The 18,079-nt window shown below is 47.8% G+C and carries 14 protein-coding genes; 11 read left to right on the forward strand and 3 right to left on the reverse strand.

Annotated features, from left to right (window positions below; all coding sequences use genetic code 11):
- Nucleotide 1 precedes the first annotated feature (1 nt).
- From EKN16_RS27615 to EKN16_RS27625, 3 genes are all read left to right on the forward strand, one after another.
- On the forward strand, nucleotides 2-1,375 hold the full coding sequence (locus EKN16_RS27615; RefSeq protein ID WP_125664264.1) for an ABC transporter substrate-binding protein: 1,374 nt from the start codon (nucleotides 2-4) through the stop codon (nucleotides 1,373-1,375).
- 110 nt (nucleotides 1,376-1,485) lie between these two features.
- Nucleotides 1,486-2,925: a glycoside hydrolase family 32 protein gene (locus EKN16_RS27620; protein ID WP_125664266.1), complete on the forward strand. Its 1,440-nt coding sequence runs from the start codon at nucleotides 1,486-1,488 to the stop codon at nucleotides 2,923-2,925.
- 46 nt (nucleotides 2,926-2,971) lie between these two features.
- Nucleotides 2,972-4,459, forward strand: coding sequence for a glycoside hydrolase family 32 protein (locus EKN16_RS27625; RefSeq protein ID WP_179955568.1), 1,488 nt, complete (start codon nucleotides 2,972-2,974; stop codon nucleotides 4,457-4,459).
- 262 nt (nucleotides 4,460-4,721) lie between these two features.
- On the opposite strand, the gene EKN16_RS27630 is transcribed toward EKN16_RS27625, so the two are convergent.
- A complete protein-coding gene (locus EKN16_RS27630) occupies nucleotides 4,722-5,561 on the reverse strand; it encodes an alpha/beta hydrolase (protein ID WP_125664270.1) in 840 nt (279 codons plus the stop codon).
- 82 nt (nucleotides 5,562-5,643) lie between these two features.
- Nucleotides 5,644-6,651 carry an NADPH dehydrogenase NamA gene (gene namA, locus EKN16_RS27635; RefSeq protein WP_269462716.1) on the reverse strand — a complete coding sequence of 336 codons (1,008 nt, stop codon included), beginning with the start codon at nucleotides 6,649-6,651 and terminating at the stop codon, nucleotides 5,644-5,646.
- A gap of 124 nt (nucleotides 6,652-6,775) precedes the next feature.
- Here namA and EKN16_RS27640 point away from each other — a divergent pair, with 124 nt between their 5' ends.
- From EKN16_RS27640 to EKN16_RS27670, 7 genes are all read left to right on the forward strand, one after another.
- Entirely contained in the window at nucleotides 6,776-7,774 is a 999-nt protein-coding gene (locus EKN16_RS27640) for an aldose 1-epimerase family protein (RefSeq protein WP_232016051.1), read from the forward strand.
- A gap of 20 nt (nucleotides 7,775-7,794) precedes the next feature.
- Nucleotides 7,795-10,080 (forward strand): glycoside hydrolase family protein, encoded by a 2,286-nt coding sequence (locus EKN16_RS27645; RefSeq protein WP_125664276.1) that lies wholly within the window; start codon nucleotides 7,795-7,797, stop codon nucleotides 10,078-10,080.
- A 37-nt stretch (nucleotides 10,081-10,117) separates the two neighbouring features.
- A complete protein-coding gene (locus tag EKN16_RS27650; protein WP_125664278.1) occupies nucleotides 10,118-10,744 on the forward strand; it encodes an SGNH/GDSL hydrolase family protein in 627 nt (208 codons plus the stop codon).
- A gap of 174 nt (nucleotides 10,745-10,918) precedes the next feature.
- Nucleotides 10,919-11,521 (forward strand): SGNH/GDSL hydrolase family protein, encoded by a 603-nt coding sequence (locus EKN16_RS27655; protein WP_125664280.1) that lies wholly within the window; start codon nucleotides 10,919-10,921, stop codon nucleotides 11,519-11,521.
- 240 nt (nucleotides 11,522-11,761) lie between these two features.
- Nucleotides 11,762-12,694: an ABC transporter permease gene (locus EKN16_RS27660; protein WP_125664281.1), complete on the forward strand. Its 933-nt coding sequence runs from the start codon at nucleotides 11,762-11,764 to the stop codon at nucleotides 12,692-12,694.
- A 305-nt stretch (nucleotides 12,695-12,999) separates the two neighbouring features.
- Complete coding sequence (locus EKN16_RS27665; protein WP_125664283.1) at nucleotides 13,000-13,881, forward strand: carbohydrate ABC transporter permease; 882 nt, start codon at nucleotides 13,000-13,002, stop codon at nucleotides 13,879-13,881.
- Between the two features lie 62 nt (nucleotides 13,882-13,943).
- The gene (locus EKN16_RS27670; protein ID WP_125664285.1) at nucleotides 13,944-15,671 is read left to right on the forward strand and encodes a DUF3502 domain-containing protein; all 1,728 of its coding nucleotides are present in this window, start codon (nucleotides 13,944-13,946) and stop codon (nucleotides 15,669-15,671) included.
- Between the two features lie 279 nt (nucleotides 15,672-15,950).
- Here the strand turns inward: EKN16_RS27670 and EKN16_RS27675 are convergent, their stop codons facing one another.
- Nucleotides 15,951-16,868, reverse strand: coding sequence for a helix-turn-helix domain-containing protein (locus tag EKN16_RS27675; RefSeq protein ID WP_125664287.1), 918 nt, complete (start codon nucleotides 16,866-16,868; stop codon nucleotides 15,951-15,953).
- Nucleotides 16,869-17,068: 200 nt separating this feature from the next.
- On the opposite strand from EKN16_RS27675, the gene EKN16_RS27680 reads away from it, so the two are divergent.
- Nucleotides 17,069-18,055 carry a Gfo/Idh/MocA family protein gene (locus EKN16_RS27680; RefSeq protein WP_125664288.1) on the forward strand — a complete coding sequence of 329 codons (987 nt, stop codon included), beginning with the start codon at nucleotides 17,069-17,071 and terminating at the stop codon, nucleotides 18,053-18,055.
- The last annotated feature ends 24 nt before the right edge of the window (nucleotides 18,056-18,079 follow it).

An 18,079-nucleotide genomic window follows, 5' to 3' on the forward strand; every position in this document is an offset into this window, starting at 1 on the left:
AATGAAAAACAAAACATCGTTGTCCACAGCAGCTTTAACAATTGCCTTAACATCCATGCTGGCCGTTACAGGCTGCGGAAATGGAAACAACACAGGCAATGCTGATAAAGCAGCGGCCAATAAGACGAATAACGCTGCAGATGCAGGTAATTCAGCCAACACAGGAACAAAAAATGCGGCTCCAGCTGAGCCAGTACTGAAGGATGGCGACATCACGATTCTGTACCACACGTCCAAGGAGCAGTATGACGAGAACAAGAAAAGCAATCCTGCTGCCTACGATGCAGTATGGGAAACAATCCCGCAATTTGAAAAGGCTTTCGGCGGTAAAGTGAATGTCGTTGCTGTCCCTTGGGGCGATCAGAAGTCGACGCTAATTTCGATGGTTAATGCCGGAGATCAAGTGGATATCGCGCAAGCAAATGACCAGAACTTCCCGGTCTATCCGCTCAAGAAGATCGTTCAACCCATTGACCAATATGTCGATATGACCGATCCGTTGTGGAACAGCGCTGTTTCGAAAACCTTTACTTTCGGCGGAAAGCCTTATGCTGTTGGCACTTCGGCAGCGCCAATCGTCATTTACTACAATAAGTCCCTATTCACGAATAATGGGGTCAAAACACCCTCTGAATATTACAAAGAAGGCAACTGGACATGGGATTCATTCCGTGATGTTGCCAAGCAGCTGACAGCAGATACAGACGGAGACGGCAAGAACGATCAATTCGGCTTCGGCTGGTGGGATGGCGGCTATCCGCTGTTCGTTGGCTCGAATGGTAAGACGCTGCTTTCCTATAACGACGATGGCACAATCACGACGAACTATGATTCCGAGAACGTGAAGGAAGCGATGCAGTTCGCGCAGGATGCGCTGCTGAAGGACAAATACATTGATAAAGCAAAAGAAGGCGACTCCTTCATTGGAGAGTTTAAGAATGGTAAGCTCGCAATGACAGCCGAGTACGGCTTGTCTGGATTTACGGTGTTCAAGAGCGACTACGAGCTTGATTTTGTACCGGTTCCAACAGGTCCCAAAGGTACAACAGATGCTGGACCCGGAGGGCTGTCTGGCTGGGCAATCCCGACTGCTTCCAAAAATCCTCAAGGAGCGGCGGAATTCATCAAGATGATGTCGGAGAACGAATCCAAAGTTGCTACCGATGCGAATGTAAAGAATTATGGGCAAGAGAAGGTAGATTTGATTAACAAGCTGGCTGGTAACATCTTGTTCACGCCGATCGGTGTAGAGAAATATTTTGATGCTAACGGTGTTGTATTGCAAGGGATAAAGGATGGATCACCAGTAGGAACGTTCGCCGTTAATGGTAAGAACATGCTCGAAGAAGGCATCAAAATTACGTTAACCCAATAATTAAACAGTAGGTAAGAGTGTTCGTACCAGAGAGGTCCTGATCGGTCTTGTCCCGAGAGGGGCCTTTTCGGTAAAACAGTATATCTCCCTAAGAGAGGAGAACGAGAAGTATGTCCACCTATAAGGAATCATATCGACTTCAATATCATCTTTCACCGCCAACAGGGCAGATGAGCGATCCGAACGGTATGGTCTTTTATAAGGATGAGTATCACCAGTTCTATCAGTACACTGGAAAGTGGGGTCATGCCGTTAGCCGGGATTTGCTGCACTGGGAGCATTTGCCGATTGCGCTCGCTCCTGATGAGCTCGGCGATATCTGGTCTGGCTGCGCAGTTGTGGATTGGAAGGACACAAGCGGTTTGTTTGGCGGCGAAGCTGGACTTGTCGCGATATTCACGCATTTCAAGGAAGGCTTACAATCGCAGAGCATCGCCTACAGTAAGGACAGTGGGCGTGAGTGGGAGAAGTACGCCGGAAATCCGGTTATTCCGAATCCGGGTTTGAAGGATTTTCGCGATCCGAAGGTCATTTGGCATGAAGAGACGGGTAAGTGGGTCCTGGTGGTATCGGCGGATAAACGGGTTCATTTCTACAGCTCGCTGGATCTGATTCAATGGAAGTTCGAGAGCGAGTTTGGCGAGGGTCAGGGATCCCATGCTGCGGTGTGGGAGTGCCCGGATTTATTCCCGCTGCCGGTGGATGGGAATACAGAAAAGCTGAAATGGGTGCTGCATGTCAGCATCGGTGACAATGAGGAGACGGACGGCTCGACTGCTCAATATTTTGTCGGTGAGTTCGATGGTCGGACTTTCGTAAATGATTGGCCGGGCGAGCAGGTGCGATGGACCGACTATGGTCAGGACTTCTATGCGGCGGTCTCGTATTCAGATATATTGCAAGAGGATGGACGACGAATCTGGCTGGGCTGGATGTCCAATTGGAAATATCCATTCGATGCACCTACCGAATCTTGGAAGGGAGCGATGTCTATACCGAGGTCTCTCGCGCTGCACAAGGAAGAAGGAGAGGTAAGACTCGCTCAGCTTCCGATTAAGGAGCTGGAGCTTCTTCGGGAAGCGCCTTTTAAGCTAAATGCCGTGAACATTACGGATGAAACACTCGCGCTTGATTTTGAAGGCGAACACTATGAATTCGAAGCGATCATCACATGGCAGTGTGTGCAGGAGTTTGGCTTTCGTTTGCGAACCTACGGATCGGAGGCAACTTTAGCCGGGTTCTCACCCGCGGAGAATCTCCTATTCCTAGATCGGACAAAGTCAGGCTTCGCAGATATCTATGATCGCTCAGGGAATCCGGCGCGGTTCAACAAACGGTTCGAGGCATCGCGATTTCGTTCAAGCAAGCAGCTTAAGATACGCGGTTATGTAGATGCATCCAGTGTGGAATTATTCGTTGATGATGGGCTGCAGGTATTCACTTCATTAATCTATCCTTCTCCAGGCAGCCTAGGCGTGGAGATCTATGCTGCGGGAGGAACCGCAGTATTCGAACGTGTAGAGATTTATCCTTTGAAATCGATATGGTAGGGCAGAGTAACGCAAGATCAGCACATGATGAATGCAGGAGGTAATTATGGAAACGAAGCAAAACTTGACGCACGAGCAGCGACTCGAGCTAGCAAATAAGAAAGCGGCCGAATTGGCTGCGGCTCTGGATAATGACAGATTTCGGCTTCATTATCATCTGATGCCGAGAACCGGTTGGATGAATGATCCCAATGGCTTGATCCAATTTAATGGGGAGTATCACGCGTTTTATCAGCATTATCCCTTTGAGCCCCATAATGGGCCGATGCATTGGGGGCACGCCAAGAGCTCTGATCTCGTTCATTGGGAGCATCTGCCGATTGCGCTCGCACCTTCTGAGCCTTATGATCTGGGCAGTGGCAACAATGGCTATGGCTGCTGGTCCGGAAGCGCCGTTGATGATAATGGCAAGCTAACGCTTATCTATACGGGACATGTTGACGGGAACAACCCAGTCGAAGTTCAGTGTTTAGCCGTGAGCAAGGACGGTGTCCAGTTCGAGAAGGCAGCTAATCCAGTTATTCCAGGTCCACCGGAGGAGGGATGCTTCGGATTTCGCGATCCGAAAGTATGGAAGCATGAAGATAAGTGGTACATGGTCATTGGCAGCGGCAAGGATGGGCATGGAAAAGTGCAGCTGTATACGTCTGACAGTCTCCACCACTGGCAATATTCAGGTGCAGCAGCGCAAAGCGATGGTACGATGGGCGATATGTGGGAATGCCCGGACTTGTTTCCTTTGGGAGAGGCAAATCATGTTCTCATTATCTCTCCGATGAATATGGGCTCAACGAAAACTATGTATCTATCAGGTTCATTTAATTACGATTCGGGGAAGCTGGAGACAGCATACTCCGAACGGCTCGATTACGGCTTTGATTTCTATGCGCCGCAGACTTTGCTCGATGATCAAGGTCGCCGCATAATGATTGGCTGGATGAATATTTGGGGTGCAAAGATGCCCGAGCAGGAAGATGGATGGATGGGCGCAATGACCATTCCGCGCGAGCTGAAACTGACGGAGAAGGGTACCATCACAATGGAGCCCGTTGCGGAGCTTACTGCTTTGAGAGGGAAACACCATTCCTTAGAGCGGCAGGTGATTGAACGCGATACAGTCCTGCGACTGCATGCACTCCAGTCTGACGCACTCGAAATCGTCGCGGTCTTTGAAGTAAGCGATTCTCACGAAGAAGAGTTCGGACTGTTGCTGCGCTGTTCGGCGGATGATAGTCAATATACAGAAATCTCTTACTGCACCAGCAATGGTCAACTCCTTATGGACCGCAACCAATCGGGGCAAGGAGACGGTGGAATTAGTGAGCTAACCATTGAACCGATGGAACGCGGGCGGTTGAAACTGCACTTGTTCTTGGACCGTTCTTCGGTAGAATTGTTCATAAACGGTGGCCACAAAACAATAACCAACCGGATCTACCCGAATCCGGACAGTCTAGGCATTAAGCTATTCTCACGGCAAGGGAGCACGATCCTCCATTCGTTCGACGCTTGGGAGCTGCAATCCATTTGGTGATACACCTTTGATGTTAGAATGGGTCGTAATATTAAGCGAAACATGAATGCGGAGATCGGGCTGTCTCAAAAGTTTTTTTTGCTTTTTGAGCCCCCTTCAATAGTCTGGAATTCGCGACAAAAAGCCTCAAGTTCCACTTTTCAGTGGTTTCTTGGGGCGTTTTGTTTTGATTTTGGACTACCTCATTCTCTCTTATTCTTTTGGGATAGACTCTCTGTTTTCGACCTAGGAATAATGTCCACCTGATGCCAAAATCATAAGGTTAAGAATTCCGCTGCTCCAGCCACCCAATCATAGTAGTGAAAACCTCTTCGCGTTTGCTCTCATTATGCAGCTCATGCTGGAATCCAGTCCATTCCATGAAGGTGCAGTTCGGACCGGCCGCTTGAGCAAATTGCCTGCTGGCGTTAATGGAGGTCACTCGGTCTGATCCTCCATGCATGAGAAGCAGAGGAATTGACCATTCCGAAGCATGCTTCAAGGCCCACAATCCAGCACTTTGAATAGATAAGAAGAATCTTGCTGTAATATTGCCATGTCCGAGCGTATCATTCCGGTACATCTCCATCATGCCAGGGTCGGAGGTCAAATGATCGACATTTAATGGCCTTTTACTTGTGTATGCAGGGAGAACTCGCTCCACGATTCGGGCTATAACAACCTGCAGCGGCGGAGGAGAGAAGGCGAGCTTTAGCCAAGGACCTGTTATTATGGCTCCCTCAATAGCAGGCTTGCGTCGCAAGATATAATTCAGTGTGACGTTACCGCCCATACTATGGCCAAACAAATAGACAGGTACGTCAGGATAAGTGTGTCTAGCATGAGCCAGCATGCCATCTATTCCGAGTAGGAGAGCCTCATAGGAGACGGTATGGCCACGCTTGCCTTCCGTACGTCCATGCCCGCACTGATCAAAGCCAAGGACAACGTAATCATTAGCAGTGAACATGTCTGCCACATGGTCGTACCGACCAATATGTTCGCCCATTCCATGGATAATACCGATAACGCCTTTCACCCTTTGTGTATTCTCAGGCTGCCATTCACAAGCAAACCGCTGTGAACCATCTGTACACTGCATTTGAAATGTTCGTGATCCCACGCCATCACCTCCGTTTCGCGGCCTTAAGACCGCCATTTACTATCAATTTGAGTAGCTGTCCATTCCATTCGTGATTCAGCAATTACCAAGCTCGGGCATATTGCTTAGGTGCCTCAATGGTTACGCCAAGCTCCTTAGCCGCAGTGCGCGGCCAGTAGGGGTCGCGAAGCAGCTCACGTGCTAAGAAGATCAGATCGGCTCTTCCGCTTTGCAGAATTTCCTCGGCCTGAACGGCACGAGTAATCAAACCAACCGCCGCTGTATCAATATGGGCCTCGTTACGGATTTTATCGGCAAAAGGAACCTGATAACCGGGGTATGTATGTGGAGCCATGGAAACTAAAGCCCCAGAGCTGCAATCAATTAGATCCACGCCCTGTTCTTTCAGGTTTGCAGATATTTGCACATAATCCTCTACATTTAATCCTTCCTCATGATAGTCGCTTGCAGAGACTCTTACGAATATTGGCCCTTCCCAGATGGCACGAATTGCGCTCACAATTTCGCTCAGGAAGCGGTAACGGCCTGCTGCATCGCCACCATACTCATCTTCTCTCTTATTCGATAACGGAGAAAGAAATTCATTAATTAAATAGCCATGCGCCGCATGGATTTCTAGAATATCGAATCCAGCCTCTATCGCTCGCTGTGCCCCTTTGACAAAGGCTTCAATGGCTTCATGGATCTGACTTATCGTCATCGCTTCCGGTGTCTTCATCTTGTCACTGAAGGCAATCGCGGAAGGGGCGATTATGGGTTCGTCGATGGTTGCTTTTCTACCTGCATGTGCCAATTGAATAGCAGCCTTGCTGCCGGAATCATGAATAAACTGCACAAGCTGCCGCAGACCAGAGATTTGGCCATCCTCCCATATGCCAAGATCTTGATAGGAGATTCTTCCTTGCTCAGTGACGGAGGTAGCCTCTACCATAATTAGTCCAGCACCGCCGACAGCTCTGGTCGTGTAATGAACGAGATGAAAAGGCGTTATTTTACCGTCTTTATTGATGCAGGAGTACATACACATCGGTGACATGACAATCCGATTTTTCAGTACAACATCTCTGACTTTATATTCGGAGAATAGCACAGCGCCACATCCTTCTTTTTGGCCCAGTATATCATAGCATTCGCATGAAAATAAAATGATTAAGATGAGGACGCCCATAGGGGAATAATTTTCAGAAAACAGGTGTTTTTTTTATACGGCCTTCTTGGATAACAAGAAAACCGCTACATCCCATCAATTCCGCATCTCACGCCTTTCTAAACCACCCAGCTATAGTAAGGACATGAACAATAAACGAAATTATGCCTGCAGAATCACAACGGATCTTGTTTATAAGGGATACGACACCGTTGTCATGGAGAATGAGGTCTTCCGATTAACGATGCTTCCTGGCAAAGGGAGTGATGTCATTGAACTGCTGCACAAACCAACGGACACCGACTTTTGCTGGATGACCCAGCTTGGCTTACGCAAGCGGGAAGCGCTATTCACTGCGTTTCAACAGCAATATGAAGGCGGGTGGCAGGAGATCCTGCCGCATTTATCAGGCAAGCACCAGTTTCAGGGTATCTCGATGGAAGCCTATGGTGAAGTCAGTTTAACCGAATGGTCGTATTCGATTCTGAAGGATACGCCGGAGGAGATAACGGTCTGCTTCACGAATCGACTTCGGACGATGCCGCTTGTTATTGAGAAGATGGTAACGCTGGTCACCGGAGCACCCGGCTTCCAGATTTATGAGCGGGTAACGAATGAGTCTATAGCAAGAATATTCGCGGATTGGGGACATCATATCACGTTCGGCACGCCTTTCCTGACTCCAGGAACCTCTATTGAGCTGCCTGTGAATAGGCCTCCTTTTATCGTGCCTGAGTTTGGAAGTCCGGGAGGATTCGAGTCGCTAAAGGTTGATCATGGAGCGTACCGACTAATGCGTCCGGATGGGATCGGTGCTCAGATCAGCTGGGATGCAGAAAAGTGGCCTCATCTCTGGTTTTGGAGAGATTTTGGAGGCGATACGTCACCTCCTTACTATGGAAGGCATTTCAATGTCGGATTAGAAATGTTCACTTCGCCGCCGGCAAGCGGGCTTCAGGAGTCGATCGATCGCGGAACGGCGATGAAATGGGAAGCCCATGAGACAGTGAGTGCCCATTTGCAGTTTACTGTGCTTCATGAAGATCTTGCGAGAATTGATAAATGAGAGGAATGAGATAATTAAGGATGACTATCAGCATACAGCCTTATATCATAGCGGGTAAGCAGTTTAAGTTGGTCTTCGATTGGCTAGAAGAAAAGGGTGGCTATGGCTATACACTTTACGTGAACGGCAAGGATAGGGAATGGAATGCCGTCTCCGCCCGTGGCAACTCCCTGGTTAAGGGAAAGAGCTTTGACCTTTATCCCTCGGCAATTACAATCGTGACTGCTGATCAGGAATGGAAGCTGACGGGGACGGGGCAAGCGCTCAATGCGCAGAAGGAAGCAATCACTTATCCATGGGAAGCTAGCATTACGTATGATAGCAGCAATGATTGGTTGAAGGTAAAGGTGAACGTGAACAGCGATCAGAATATTGCGCTGCAGATGATAGATGGCGTAGAGCCGGAACTTACGATCGATATGGGGCTTCTTCCTCCTTATGACAGAGGCGATCATGTCTGGTTCAAGACGAGTATCAACAATCCGACCAAATGGAATGATGAAGCGTACGGTAACGACTGTCCAGCGATGTATTATTACGATTCCTATTATCATTTTGACTTGATGATGTATTTTGATATGACGGATATGTCTTGGATGTCTCGTGACAATATTGCGAGATTCCTTAACTATCGCTGTGGTTTCCGTAGACGCTATAAGCCGTCACCAGCTTATGAGCTGGGTCTATATGCGGATGGATTCTCGGGGTATGTGTTCCCTGCGGGCGAGCAGACTTTTACGTTTTACTTGAAGGCTCGGAAGCAGCTGTCTTCGCCAACCGAGACGACCGCGCTTAAAGAGCTTATGGATCATTGCCTCCAGCTTGTACCCGCTGAAGCGGAGTGGCCGGAGAAAGCGACGGATTGGGAAGACTTCACGGAGCGCTGCACAACGGATCTCATGGATCCGCAATGCTGGAACTCGAATGATACGTTCGATGACTTTATTCTTAACTATGTTAATGGCTACTCACCAGCTTGGCAGGAAGCATTCGAGAGCAAGAACCTGACCATTGATTTCACGAAAAGTCCTTGTATCGATTCGGCAGTATTCATCGGTTATCCGCTTGCCATCGTTGATGCCGTGAAACCTAATCGTCACTACACGGCGCTTCTTGATCGTATTCTGGCGTTCATCCGCACTTATGTTGGTCACAAGGTAGAAGATGAGCAGGCCCGGAAGAATTCTGGGAACGCGGTATTCCGGGATGGTGTCATCGGAACCTGGCAGTTCGTTTACATTCTAGAGCAAACGTGGCAAATTGCGTATTTGAAAGGGGAGCAGGACCTGCTTGATTATGCACAGGCTGAGATTGAGGATGTGCTAATTCCCCTTAGTCGCAACGTGAATTATTTATTCCCGCTTAGCTTCAATATGGGAACATTGCGTAAGCACGGCAATGGTGATGCCTATATGGTCGCTGGTATTTATGCCTACTTCATGGTGAGCTTGTATAAGGCAACGGGTAAACCGTTATATCTAGAAGAAGCTTCTCGTGCGATTAAACCGCTCTTGAATATGCCGGTTAGTTCGCTTTCTCAAGAAGTATTCATGTTCGGTCTTGGCATTCAAGCCGCTTCGGAGCTGCATAAGCTGACTGGTGATGGGGTATACAAGGAAATTTATGAATACTTGGTCGCGCAGAATCTTCGCATGATGTACTGGTTCAATGATAATACGAAAGAAGAATACCAAAGCTATAATACCTTTGCTATGTTCCAGGCCTGTACGCCCATTATTTATCCGGCTTTCTTCGAGAACATCGAATGTTTGGCGCGAATTGCATCTACCTTAGATACACTTGAAGCAAGCAAAGGGCTGCTGCGTGTATTCAATCATGCTAGGAAGAATAATCTGTACATGTTCCCGCAGTGCTTGCCGGAGAACCGTCACAGCTCAAGTCTGATGTACATTCCATTTGAGAATCTTGGGGTACTGGAGGATGAGAAGACGGGCTGGATTGGGCAGGAGATCTATGGCTGCGGTCAGGTCTACCAGGCTTATCTCATGTGGGAGGCCTTCGGGAAGAGCAGCGACCGCGATATTTTGCTGCTTAACCTCAACAACTATAAGATTGCCGATCTCAATGATGTACAGCATATGGGACTTGCCTTTATTGCTTATAATCCGGAAGCGGTAGAGAAGACCTTTGATATCGTATGGACGGAGTCTGCTGCCAACCGCACGGTATGGATCAGCAAGCATGTAGATGATGCTAATCCAAGTGAAATATCCGTAACAGAAGGAAGAATTACATTAACGCTAAAGCCCGATGAGCATGTGTATATAAAAGTGGAGACGAGCTAATACATTGCGTGTATAATCATCTCTGAGGAGTGATAACATGACATTAATTGACAATAAAGCGGTCGTTTTGTTTCAAGGAGACAGTATTACGGATGCGGGACGAAACCGAGATAATGGAGCGGATCTAGGTCCGGGTTATGTGAATCTTATTGCATCACTATTTGCTAATAAGCATGATGATAAAGGGGTAAGCTTCCTTAATCGTGGTGTGAGCGGTGATCGTGTTGTTGATTTGGAGAGACGCTGGCAAGCCGATTGCCTCGATTTGAAGCCAACCTGGGTTTCCATTTATATTGGTATCAACGATACTTGGCGGCGCTATGATAGTAATAATCCATTAAGTGTAGAAGATTACACCAATACTTACCGCAAATTGATTCAACAGACTAAGAATCAGCTCAATGCCAAGTTCATCTTAGTCGAGCCATTCGTCTTGCCTGTTAACGAGCAACAGAAGACATGGCGCGAAGACCTTGATCCGAAGATTCAGGCGGTACGCGAGCTGGCCAATGAATTCAAGACGCTATATGTTCCACTTGATGGCTTGTTCGCAGCAGCAGCCACGAAGACGGGACCTGAGTATTGGGCACCGGATGGTGTTCATCCTTCGGCAGCTGGCAATGCACTAATTGCCAATGCTTGGCTCCAAGCGGTAAAAGCATAAATAGCATGCATTGATATCCTCATGAATATGGAAACGCTGACTGAAGGTTGGTTGCTTCCTATTCATGGGGATATTTTTGTTAACGAGGTGAATTTTTCATGGAAAGATATGTATATAAAAGTGGAGACGAGTTCATTCATTGCGTGTATAATCGTTTGCGGAGGGGTGATAATCATGACATTAATTGATGATAACGCGGTCGTTTTGTTTCAAGGAGACAGCATTACGGATGCGGGACGAAACCGAGATAATGGAGCGGATCTAGGTTCGGGTTATGTGAATCTTATTGCATCACTATTTGCTAATAAGCATGATGAGAAAGGGGTAAGCTTCCTTAATCGTGGTGTGGGCGGTAATCGTGTTGTTGATTTGGAGGAACGCTGGCAAGCCGATTGTCTGGATTTGAAGCCAACGTGGGTATCGATTTATATTGGTATCAACGATACTCCATTTCGTTTAGAAGAATACACCAGTACCTACCGTAAATTGATGCAGCAGACTAAGAATCAGCTCAATGCCAATTTTATTCTGATCGAGCCATTCGTCTTGCCTGTTAACGAGCAGCAGAAGACATGGCGTAAAGACCTTGATCCGAAGATTCAGGCGGTACGTGACCTCGCCAATGAATTCAAGACGCTATATGTTCCACTTGATGGCTTGTTCGCAGCAGCAGCCACGAAGACGGGACCTGAGTATTGGGCACCGGATGGTGTTCATCCTTCGGCAGCTGGCAATGCACTAATTGCCAATGCTTGGCTCCAAGCGGTAAAAGCATAAAATAGCATGTATCGATATCCCCATGAATATGGAAACGCTGACCGAAGGTTGGTTGCTTCCTATTCATGGGGATATTTTTGTTAATGAGGTGAATTCTTCACGGAAGGGGCGGTTTTTTTGCTCTGGGCCTTATTTTGTCACAAGAAAATCATCATTTCTCGATAAACCAGCTTGTAACGTCCTAAGGTGAAGATGGGCTACAATAAATGTACAGCAAGCTAGTGAAACGGAGGATGCAGCATGAAAACGACAGTTATCAAACATAAAGGCTTGCGGGATTTAGTCACCAATCGATATCTTTATGCTCTTGCTATACCGGCCGTAATATTCAGTGTCATTTTCGCTTATCTGCCTATGATCGGCGTCCTCATCGCCTTCCAAGATTTTAATCCCATTAAAGGGATATGGCATAGCGAATGGATCGGCATGAAGAACTTTGTGTTCTTCTTTCGCGGTCAGGATTGGCTCATCATTACGTCTAATACGGTACTCTTCAATGTGATGTTTATTATTACTGGAACGATTCTTGCACTCACGCTTGCGATTATGTTGACGGAGTTAGGCAAAAACATAGGTGTGCGCGTCATGCAGTCCGTCATGATTTTACCCAACTTTATCTCATGGCCGATCGTTGGACTATTCTCAGTCGCCTTCTTCACGGCAGACACTGGTGTCATTAATCATTTCCTGACCTCTATGGGAATGAACACCATTGATTTCTACACGGATGATAAGGTATGGCCGGTCATTCTTGTTCTCTTTAATCTCTGGAAAACGGCTGGTTTCGGTGCCATTGTCTACATGGCTGCTATTGTAGGCATTGATAAAGAAATGTATGAAGCGGCGCGAATCGACGGTGCATCTAGGTTCCAAAGCATCTTCCGAATTACAATTCCCATGCTGAAAAGCACGATTGTGATGCTCTTCCTGCTGAGCCTTGGCAATATCTTTGGCGGTAATCTCGATATGATCTATTCCTTGGTCGGTGATAATACGTTCCTCACGAGCCGCACAGATACGATTGATACGTATGTATTCCGGGCTCTTCGCACAACAGGCTCATTTGGAATGACGCAGGCAATTGCCTTGTTCCAATCCTTGGTCGGATTCATTCTTGTCATTACGGCTAATAAGGTTGCTGGGAAGCTGGATAAAGAATCTGCCTTGTTTTAGGCTCAACACTTGATATTCGAAGAAGGCCGCTACGCGGACGGATCATTCTTACGATCGCTGTTGTCTCCCTATTTCTTGATTATATCCCTTAGGGGTAGAAATACGGAGACAAAGGCGAACGCTATCGCTTCTTCAGAACGATTCCGTCCGCTCCGCTAGGTACTTCGTGATGGCAAGTGCACGCAAAAACTTAGGCAGGGCCACGCAAAAACTTAGATTACGCTTCCGAAGTCGTTTTTGCTTGAATGACCTCGTTCCTCGGTCTATCGGGCAGAGCCACGCAAAATCGTTTAGGAGGGTCACCCATGAAAAACTCAATCTTTGATCGGTGGATGTCGGTGATTTTCTATCTATTCACGGCTGTGTTCGCCATCTTGTGTTTATATCCTTTCTTACTTGTTATCGCAAGCTCGATTACGGATGAAACAGCCTTGCTCCGCGATGGCTACAAGCTGCTGCCAAACGAATTTTCGATTGCGGCCTACAAGGCTATTCTGACAACAAACACGATACCTAAAGCTTACCTCATCACGATATTCGTTACCGTAGTAGGAACGGCGCTAAGCTTGCTGGTAACCAGCATGGCCGCATATGCCTTATCTGGCGGAAGGCTGTATTATGCTTCACATATCGCCATGTTCTTTTACTTTACGATGCTGTTCAGCGGCGGGATGGTATCGAACTACATCCTGATAACCAAATATCTACACCTGAAAGATTCAATCTGGGTTTATATTTTGCCCGCGCTGCTGTCACCATGGAACCTCTTCCTCATGCGTAACTTTTTCAATGATATTCCGAAGGAATTGTTCGAATCCGCTAAGCTGGAAGGCGCGGGTGAAACGAGAGTACTGCGCTCGATTGTGTTACCGCTCTCATTACCTGCCTTGGCGACGATCGGCTTATTCTATGCCTTAGGCTATTGGTCAGCTTGGACACCAGCGATGCTTTTCATTGATAATCCAAATTTGTACTCGCTGCAATACATCATCATGCAGATTATTCGGAACGTCGACATGGCGCAGAACATCGCCGTAGCAGGCGCACAATCGACAACGGCTACTGCACCGGCATACACGGTTCGATTGGCTACGGCTATGGTAACGGTGGGACCCATTATTTTCCTATATCCTTTTCTTCAGCGTTATTTCGTTGGGGGCTTGAAGGTAGGGGCCATTAAAGGCTAAACTCGGCTTGTGGCCGATTGGCATATAGACTTTTTCATTCATTCATCGGGAGGGTTATACAAATGAACAGAAAAGTGACCAAAGCGGCATCGATTGTGATTACGGCTATGATGCTATCATCTCTGTTAGCTGCTTGCGGCAGTAACAATGAGACGACCAATGGGACGACCAATGGGACGACGAATAAGCCTACAACAGACAAGGGCACGAATGCGGACACTCCTAAGGAGGGGGCAAAAGTACCGGATGCTCAAACGCTTAACATTATGCTCTGGGGCGATAAGCCGAAGCAGTTTGACGATGTGGTGGCGGAGTTCGAGAAAGAGACCAAGGACTCGCTGAACCTGAAGCTGAACTTTACCTTCACACCGCAGGCAGACTATGTGAACAAGCTGAAGCTGAAGCTTGCTGCTGGTGAGCAAGTTGATATTGCTTTTGATGCACCGTGGATGAACATGAATACATTCATCTCCCAAGATAACTATACGAATCTGGATGATTACTTTAATAATGACAAATGGCCGGGCCTTAAGAAAGCCTTCGGTCAAGGCTTCCTCGATAATAATAAGTTCACCGGTGCAGATGGCAAGCTTCATACGTATGGGGTACCGCTTGGTCACTATTTGGGCGAGCTAGGGGCTATGTTTTATCGTAAAGATTTGGCTGCCAAATATGGCATGGGTGAAATTAACAATAACGACGATATGCTGAAATACTTCGATAATGTGCTGAAAAATGACAAGAACGTCATTCCATTCGTTGTCAAAAACGATGGTAATTACGGTGCAGCGGGAGTCATTGAAGGTAATAAAGAGCTACCTAACAAGCCGGCTGCCGGCATATGGGATCTCGTTCTAGGGCCTAACGTAATAGCATCGACGCTGATTAAAGATAACAAAGTGGTTGAAGTCACGCTGAGCGGGGATAAAGCAGCTAACCAGAAGAATTTCCCGGCTCCTTTTAATACCAAAGATTACTCGACCTATGAAACCGTTCGCGAATGGCATGACAAAGGCTACTTAGAGAAAGAGCCGATTGTCCGCAAAGATGCTACGGGCACCTTCGCAGCAGGTAAAGCAGCATCCATGCTCGAGACGATGTCTAACTTTGACGCGATTAATGCGCAGCTCAAAGCAGGCGTTCCTACAGCAGAGCTGGGTGTATACCTCTACCAGAATAAAACGCGTGAAAAGGTACAGCCAAATCCTTACTACATCAGCGATTTCCGAATTTGGAACTTCCTTTGTATTCCTAAAACATCTGCTAACGCGGACCGGGCTATGAGCTTCATCAACTGGCTCTTCGAGAGCCAAGACAATCATGATCTATTTGAACTGGGTATCAAGGGCAAGAACTGGGAGCCTGTAGGCGATGACAAATTCAAATATCCTGCGGGCACAGACTTGGCTACTAACTATAGCTTTAATGGTTACTTACTAACGTGGAGCCCGACGTATATTCGTCTATCTGAGAGCATTCCTGATAAGCTTGTTGAATACTACAAGTATATTGCGGATGAGAAAACCTTCATTAAATCTGCACTTTCTGGATTTGCTTTTAACCAAGAGCCTGTGAAGAGCCAGCTGGCAAATCCGGATTTCGTAAAAGTATTCAACGAGGAACTAGCCTACAAGCTTGGAATGGTGAAGGATCCTGCGGCTGGTATGACTAAGCTTCAAGCCAAATGGGAGGGTAATAGCCGCCTTCAAGCGGACATTGAAACCATTAAGGCAGAAGTGAAGAAGCAGCTTCAAGCATTCTTGGATCAACAAGCGACTGCAGCGAAATAAGATAGACAAGAGAATGGGAAAAGAGGGGCTGAGCTCCAGAGTCGTTAATCGGCTCTGGGTGCCAGTCCTTTTTGCGCTTGGCAGCGCATCGTACCAACGGGTGAAACACCCAAGTGCACCACGAGGTGGTGGAAGTAAATAGCTGACCCATGAGGGTTAGCGGCGACCATAAGTGTCTCGAGAGAAACCGACAGGAACCTTGGCGGTTTTTATTATGTTCAAGCAACCCGGCAAGGGCAATAAGAAAGCCGAAAGGAGGCATCCAGTTTGCGAAGCCTCCTACACTTGTGCCTGCATGGTTTTGGAATACTCAGACGGTGACATGCCGGTTGCGAGCTTGAACTGGCGCGAGAAATAATGGAGGCTTGTGTAGCCAAGCCGTTCGGCGATTTCAGTCATGTTGTACGTTTCCTCGCGAATGTGCCGCTTGGCCTGTTCTATCCTCAACCGCACGACGTATTCCGTTACACCGCAGCCGGTATGGTCGCGGAATAGGGAGCGAAGATATGACTTGCTCAGGGCGAATTCAGTGCATAACGTGTCGAGCGATGGATGCTCAAGGAGATGGGCGTCCAGATATTCGATGATCCGATTGACGAGGTCGCGCTGTCCTTTCTCTGCTGATACCGAAGACAGCTTCGGCTTTGTCGGCTGTCCTTGATTGCGGCGGATTAGTCGAATCAGCAAGGCCTCCAAATAAATCTTAATCAGCTGCTCGGCGCCGAAATCCGGCTTATCCCTTCGGGTCAGCGGAAACGACGGAAGATCCGACTTGGGTTTGGCGGACGGGCTCGCGACCGGGAGAAGAAACAGCTTGTCGGCCTCCTCGATCAGCAGCAAGAGCAGCTGCCGTTCTTCGTTGCCAAGACGCAGCATCTTATGCGTGAAAAAACGCATCGCTTCGGACTTGCAGCCAAACGCAACGATGAACGTGTTCGGTGGCGTTCTGCGATTGCACTTCAAGCTGTGAAATTCATTCGGCGAATAAAAGATCATATCTCCTTGCGTGAGATGGAAGGAGGCGAAATCGGTCGTAATCTCAACCTCTCCTTTGTCTACATACAAGAACTCCCAGAAGTTATGCTGTTCTCCGCTGTACACAAAGTCTTTATTAAATTCGTTGTAATGAAAGGAGTAAATTTTATCAATCGAAATTTGCTCCTTCAGCTTAATAAACCGATATCGCTTTTTCTCCATCTGCGACCGTCCTTTGGTTCATACTCGGTTGATTTATATCTCGCCCCTTCATAGTAAAGCGGGCGATTTGCTGTGTCAATAAAAGTGCAAACGAAATACAAAAGTGCAAATTTAACATCGTTTTAGCCAAAGCTTTTTATTCTGAAGCGCCTTTATTATTACGGGGAGAAGCTGTTTTGAATCGATAGGAGGAGAGAACGGTGGGGAAAATTCGTACGGCCGTTGTTGGATTGAATATGGGGCTTGCCCACGCGCATGCATTCAAAAAGTCGGAGCGTTCGGATTTGCGCTGGGTGGTCGATCTGGATGAGAGCAAAGCGGCGAAAACGGCAGAAGAACTAGGTTGCAATTATACGACCGATTGGACGAAGATACTGGATGATGTCGATGCGGTCAGTTTGTGCACGCCGCATCATCTACATGCGCCGCAAGCTCTTCAGGCGATTGCTGCGGGTAAGCATGTTCTGTTGGAAAAGCCGCTTGCGAACTCGGAGGACGATTGCCTCAGCGTTGTTCAAGCCGCTGAACATAAAGGCGTGACGCTAATGATGGCCTATGTCGTAAGGTACTTGCCTGCGATCCGGATATTGAAGGAAGCGGTCGACAGCGGCAAATACGGCAAGCCGATCAGCGCCCAAGTTTGGGTGCAGGGCTTCCTGAATCCGATGCCGGGGACATGGTTTGCGAGCAAGGAGAAACTGGGCGGAGGTGTATTGTTCAGCCACGGCTGCCATTACATCGACATCTTGTTGTACTTGCTGGGAGAGCCTGCACGTGTTGCCCAATTCGGAACGAGGGTCGGAACCGAATGGATGGAGGGCGAAGGGACATCCCACGGGATTATAGAATTCAAAAGCGGAGCGCTTGCGCATCTGGTTAGCAGTTGGGGAATGAAGTACACAAACACGCCCGCCATCTGCCAAATCCATTTGACGGAAGGCATGCTGCAATTGAACAGCGACTTATGGACCGTTGAAGCGGTGACGGGTAAGGGGACAACAACGTTGTTTGAGCGTCCACAGGAACTCGAATCAAGTATTGATGTGAATGTCGCGTTTGAAATCGAGCACTTTCTGCAATGCATTGAAACCGGCAATCGGCCCGAAACCGACGGCCATGAAGCACTAAAATCACATCGGACGATCTGGGCGATGGATAGCAGCGCCGGAGTTCAAGTGACTTTGTAACAGGAAAAGATAAGAAGGAGGAGC

Origin of the sequence: Paenibacillus baekrokdamisoli, from assembly GCF_003945345.1 — a bacterium.
Classification (GTDB): Bacteria; Bacillota; Bacilli; order Paenibacillales; family Paenibacillaceae; genus Paenibacillus_Z; species Paenibacillus_Z baekrokdamisoli.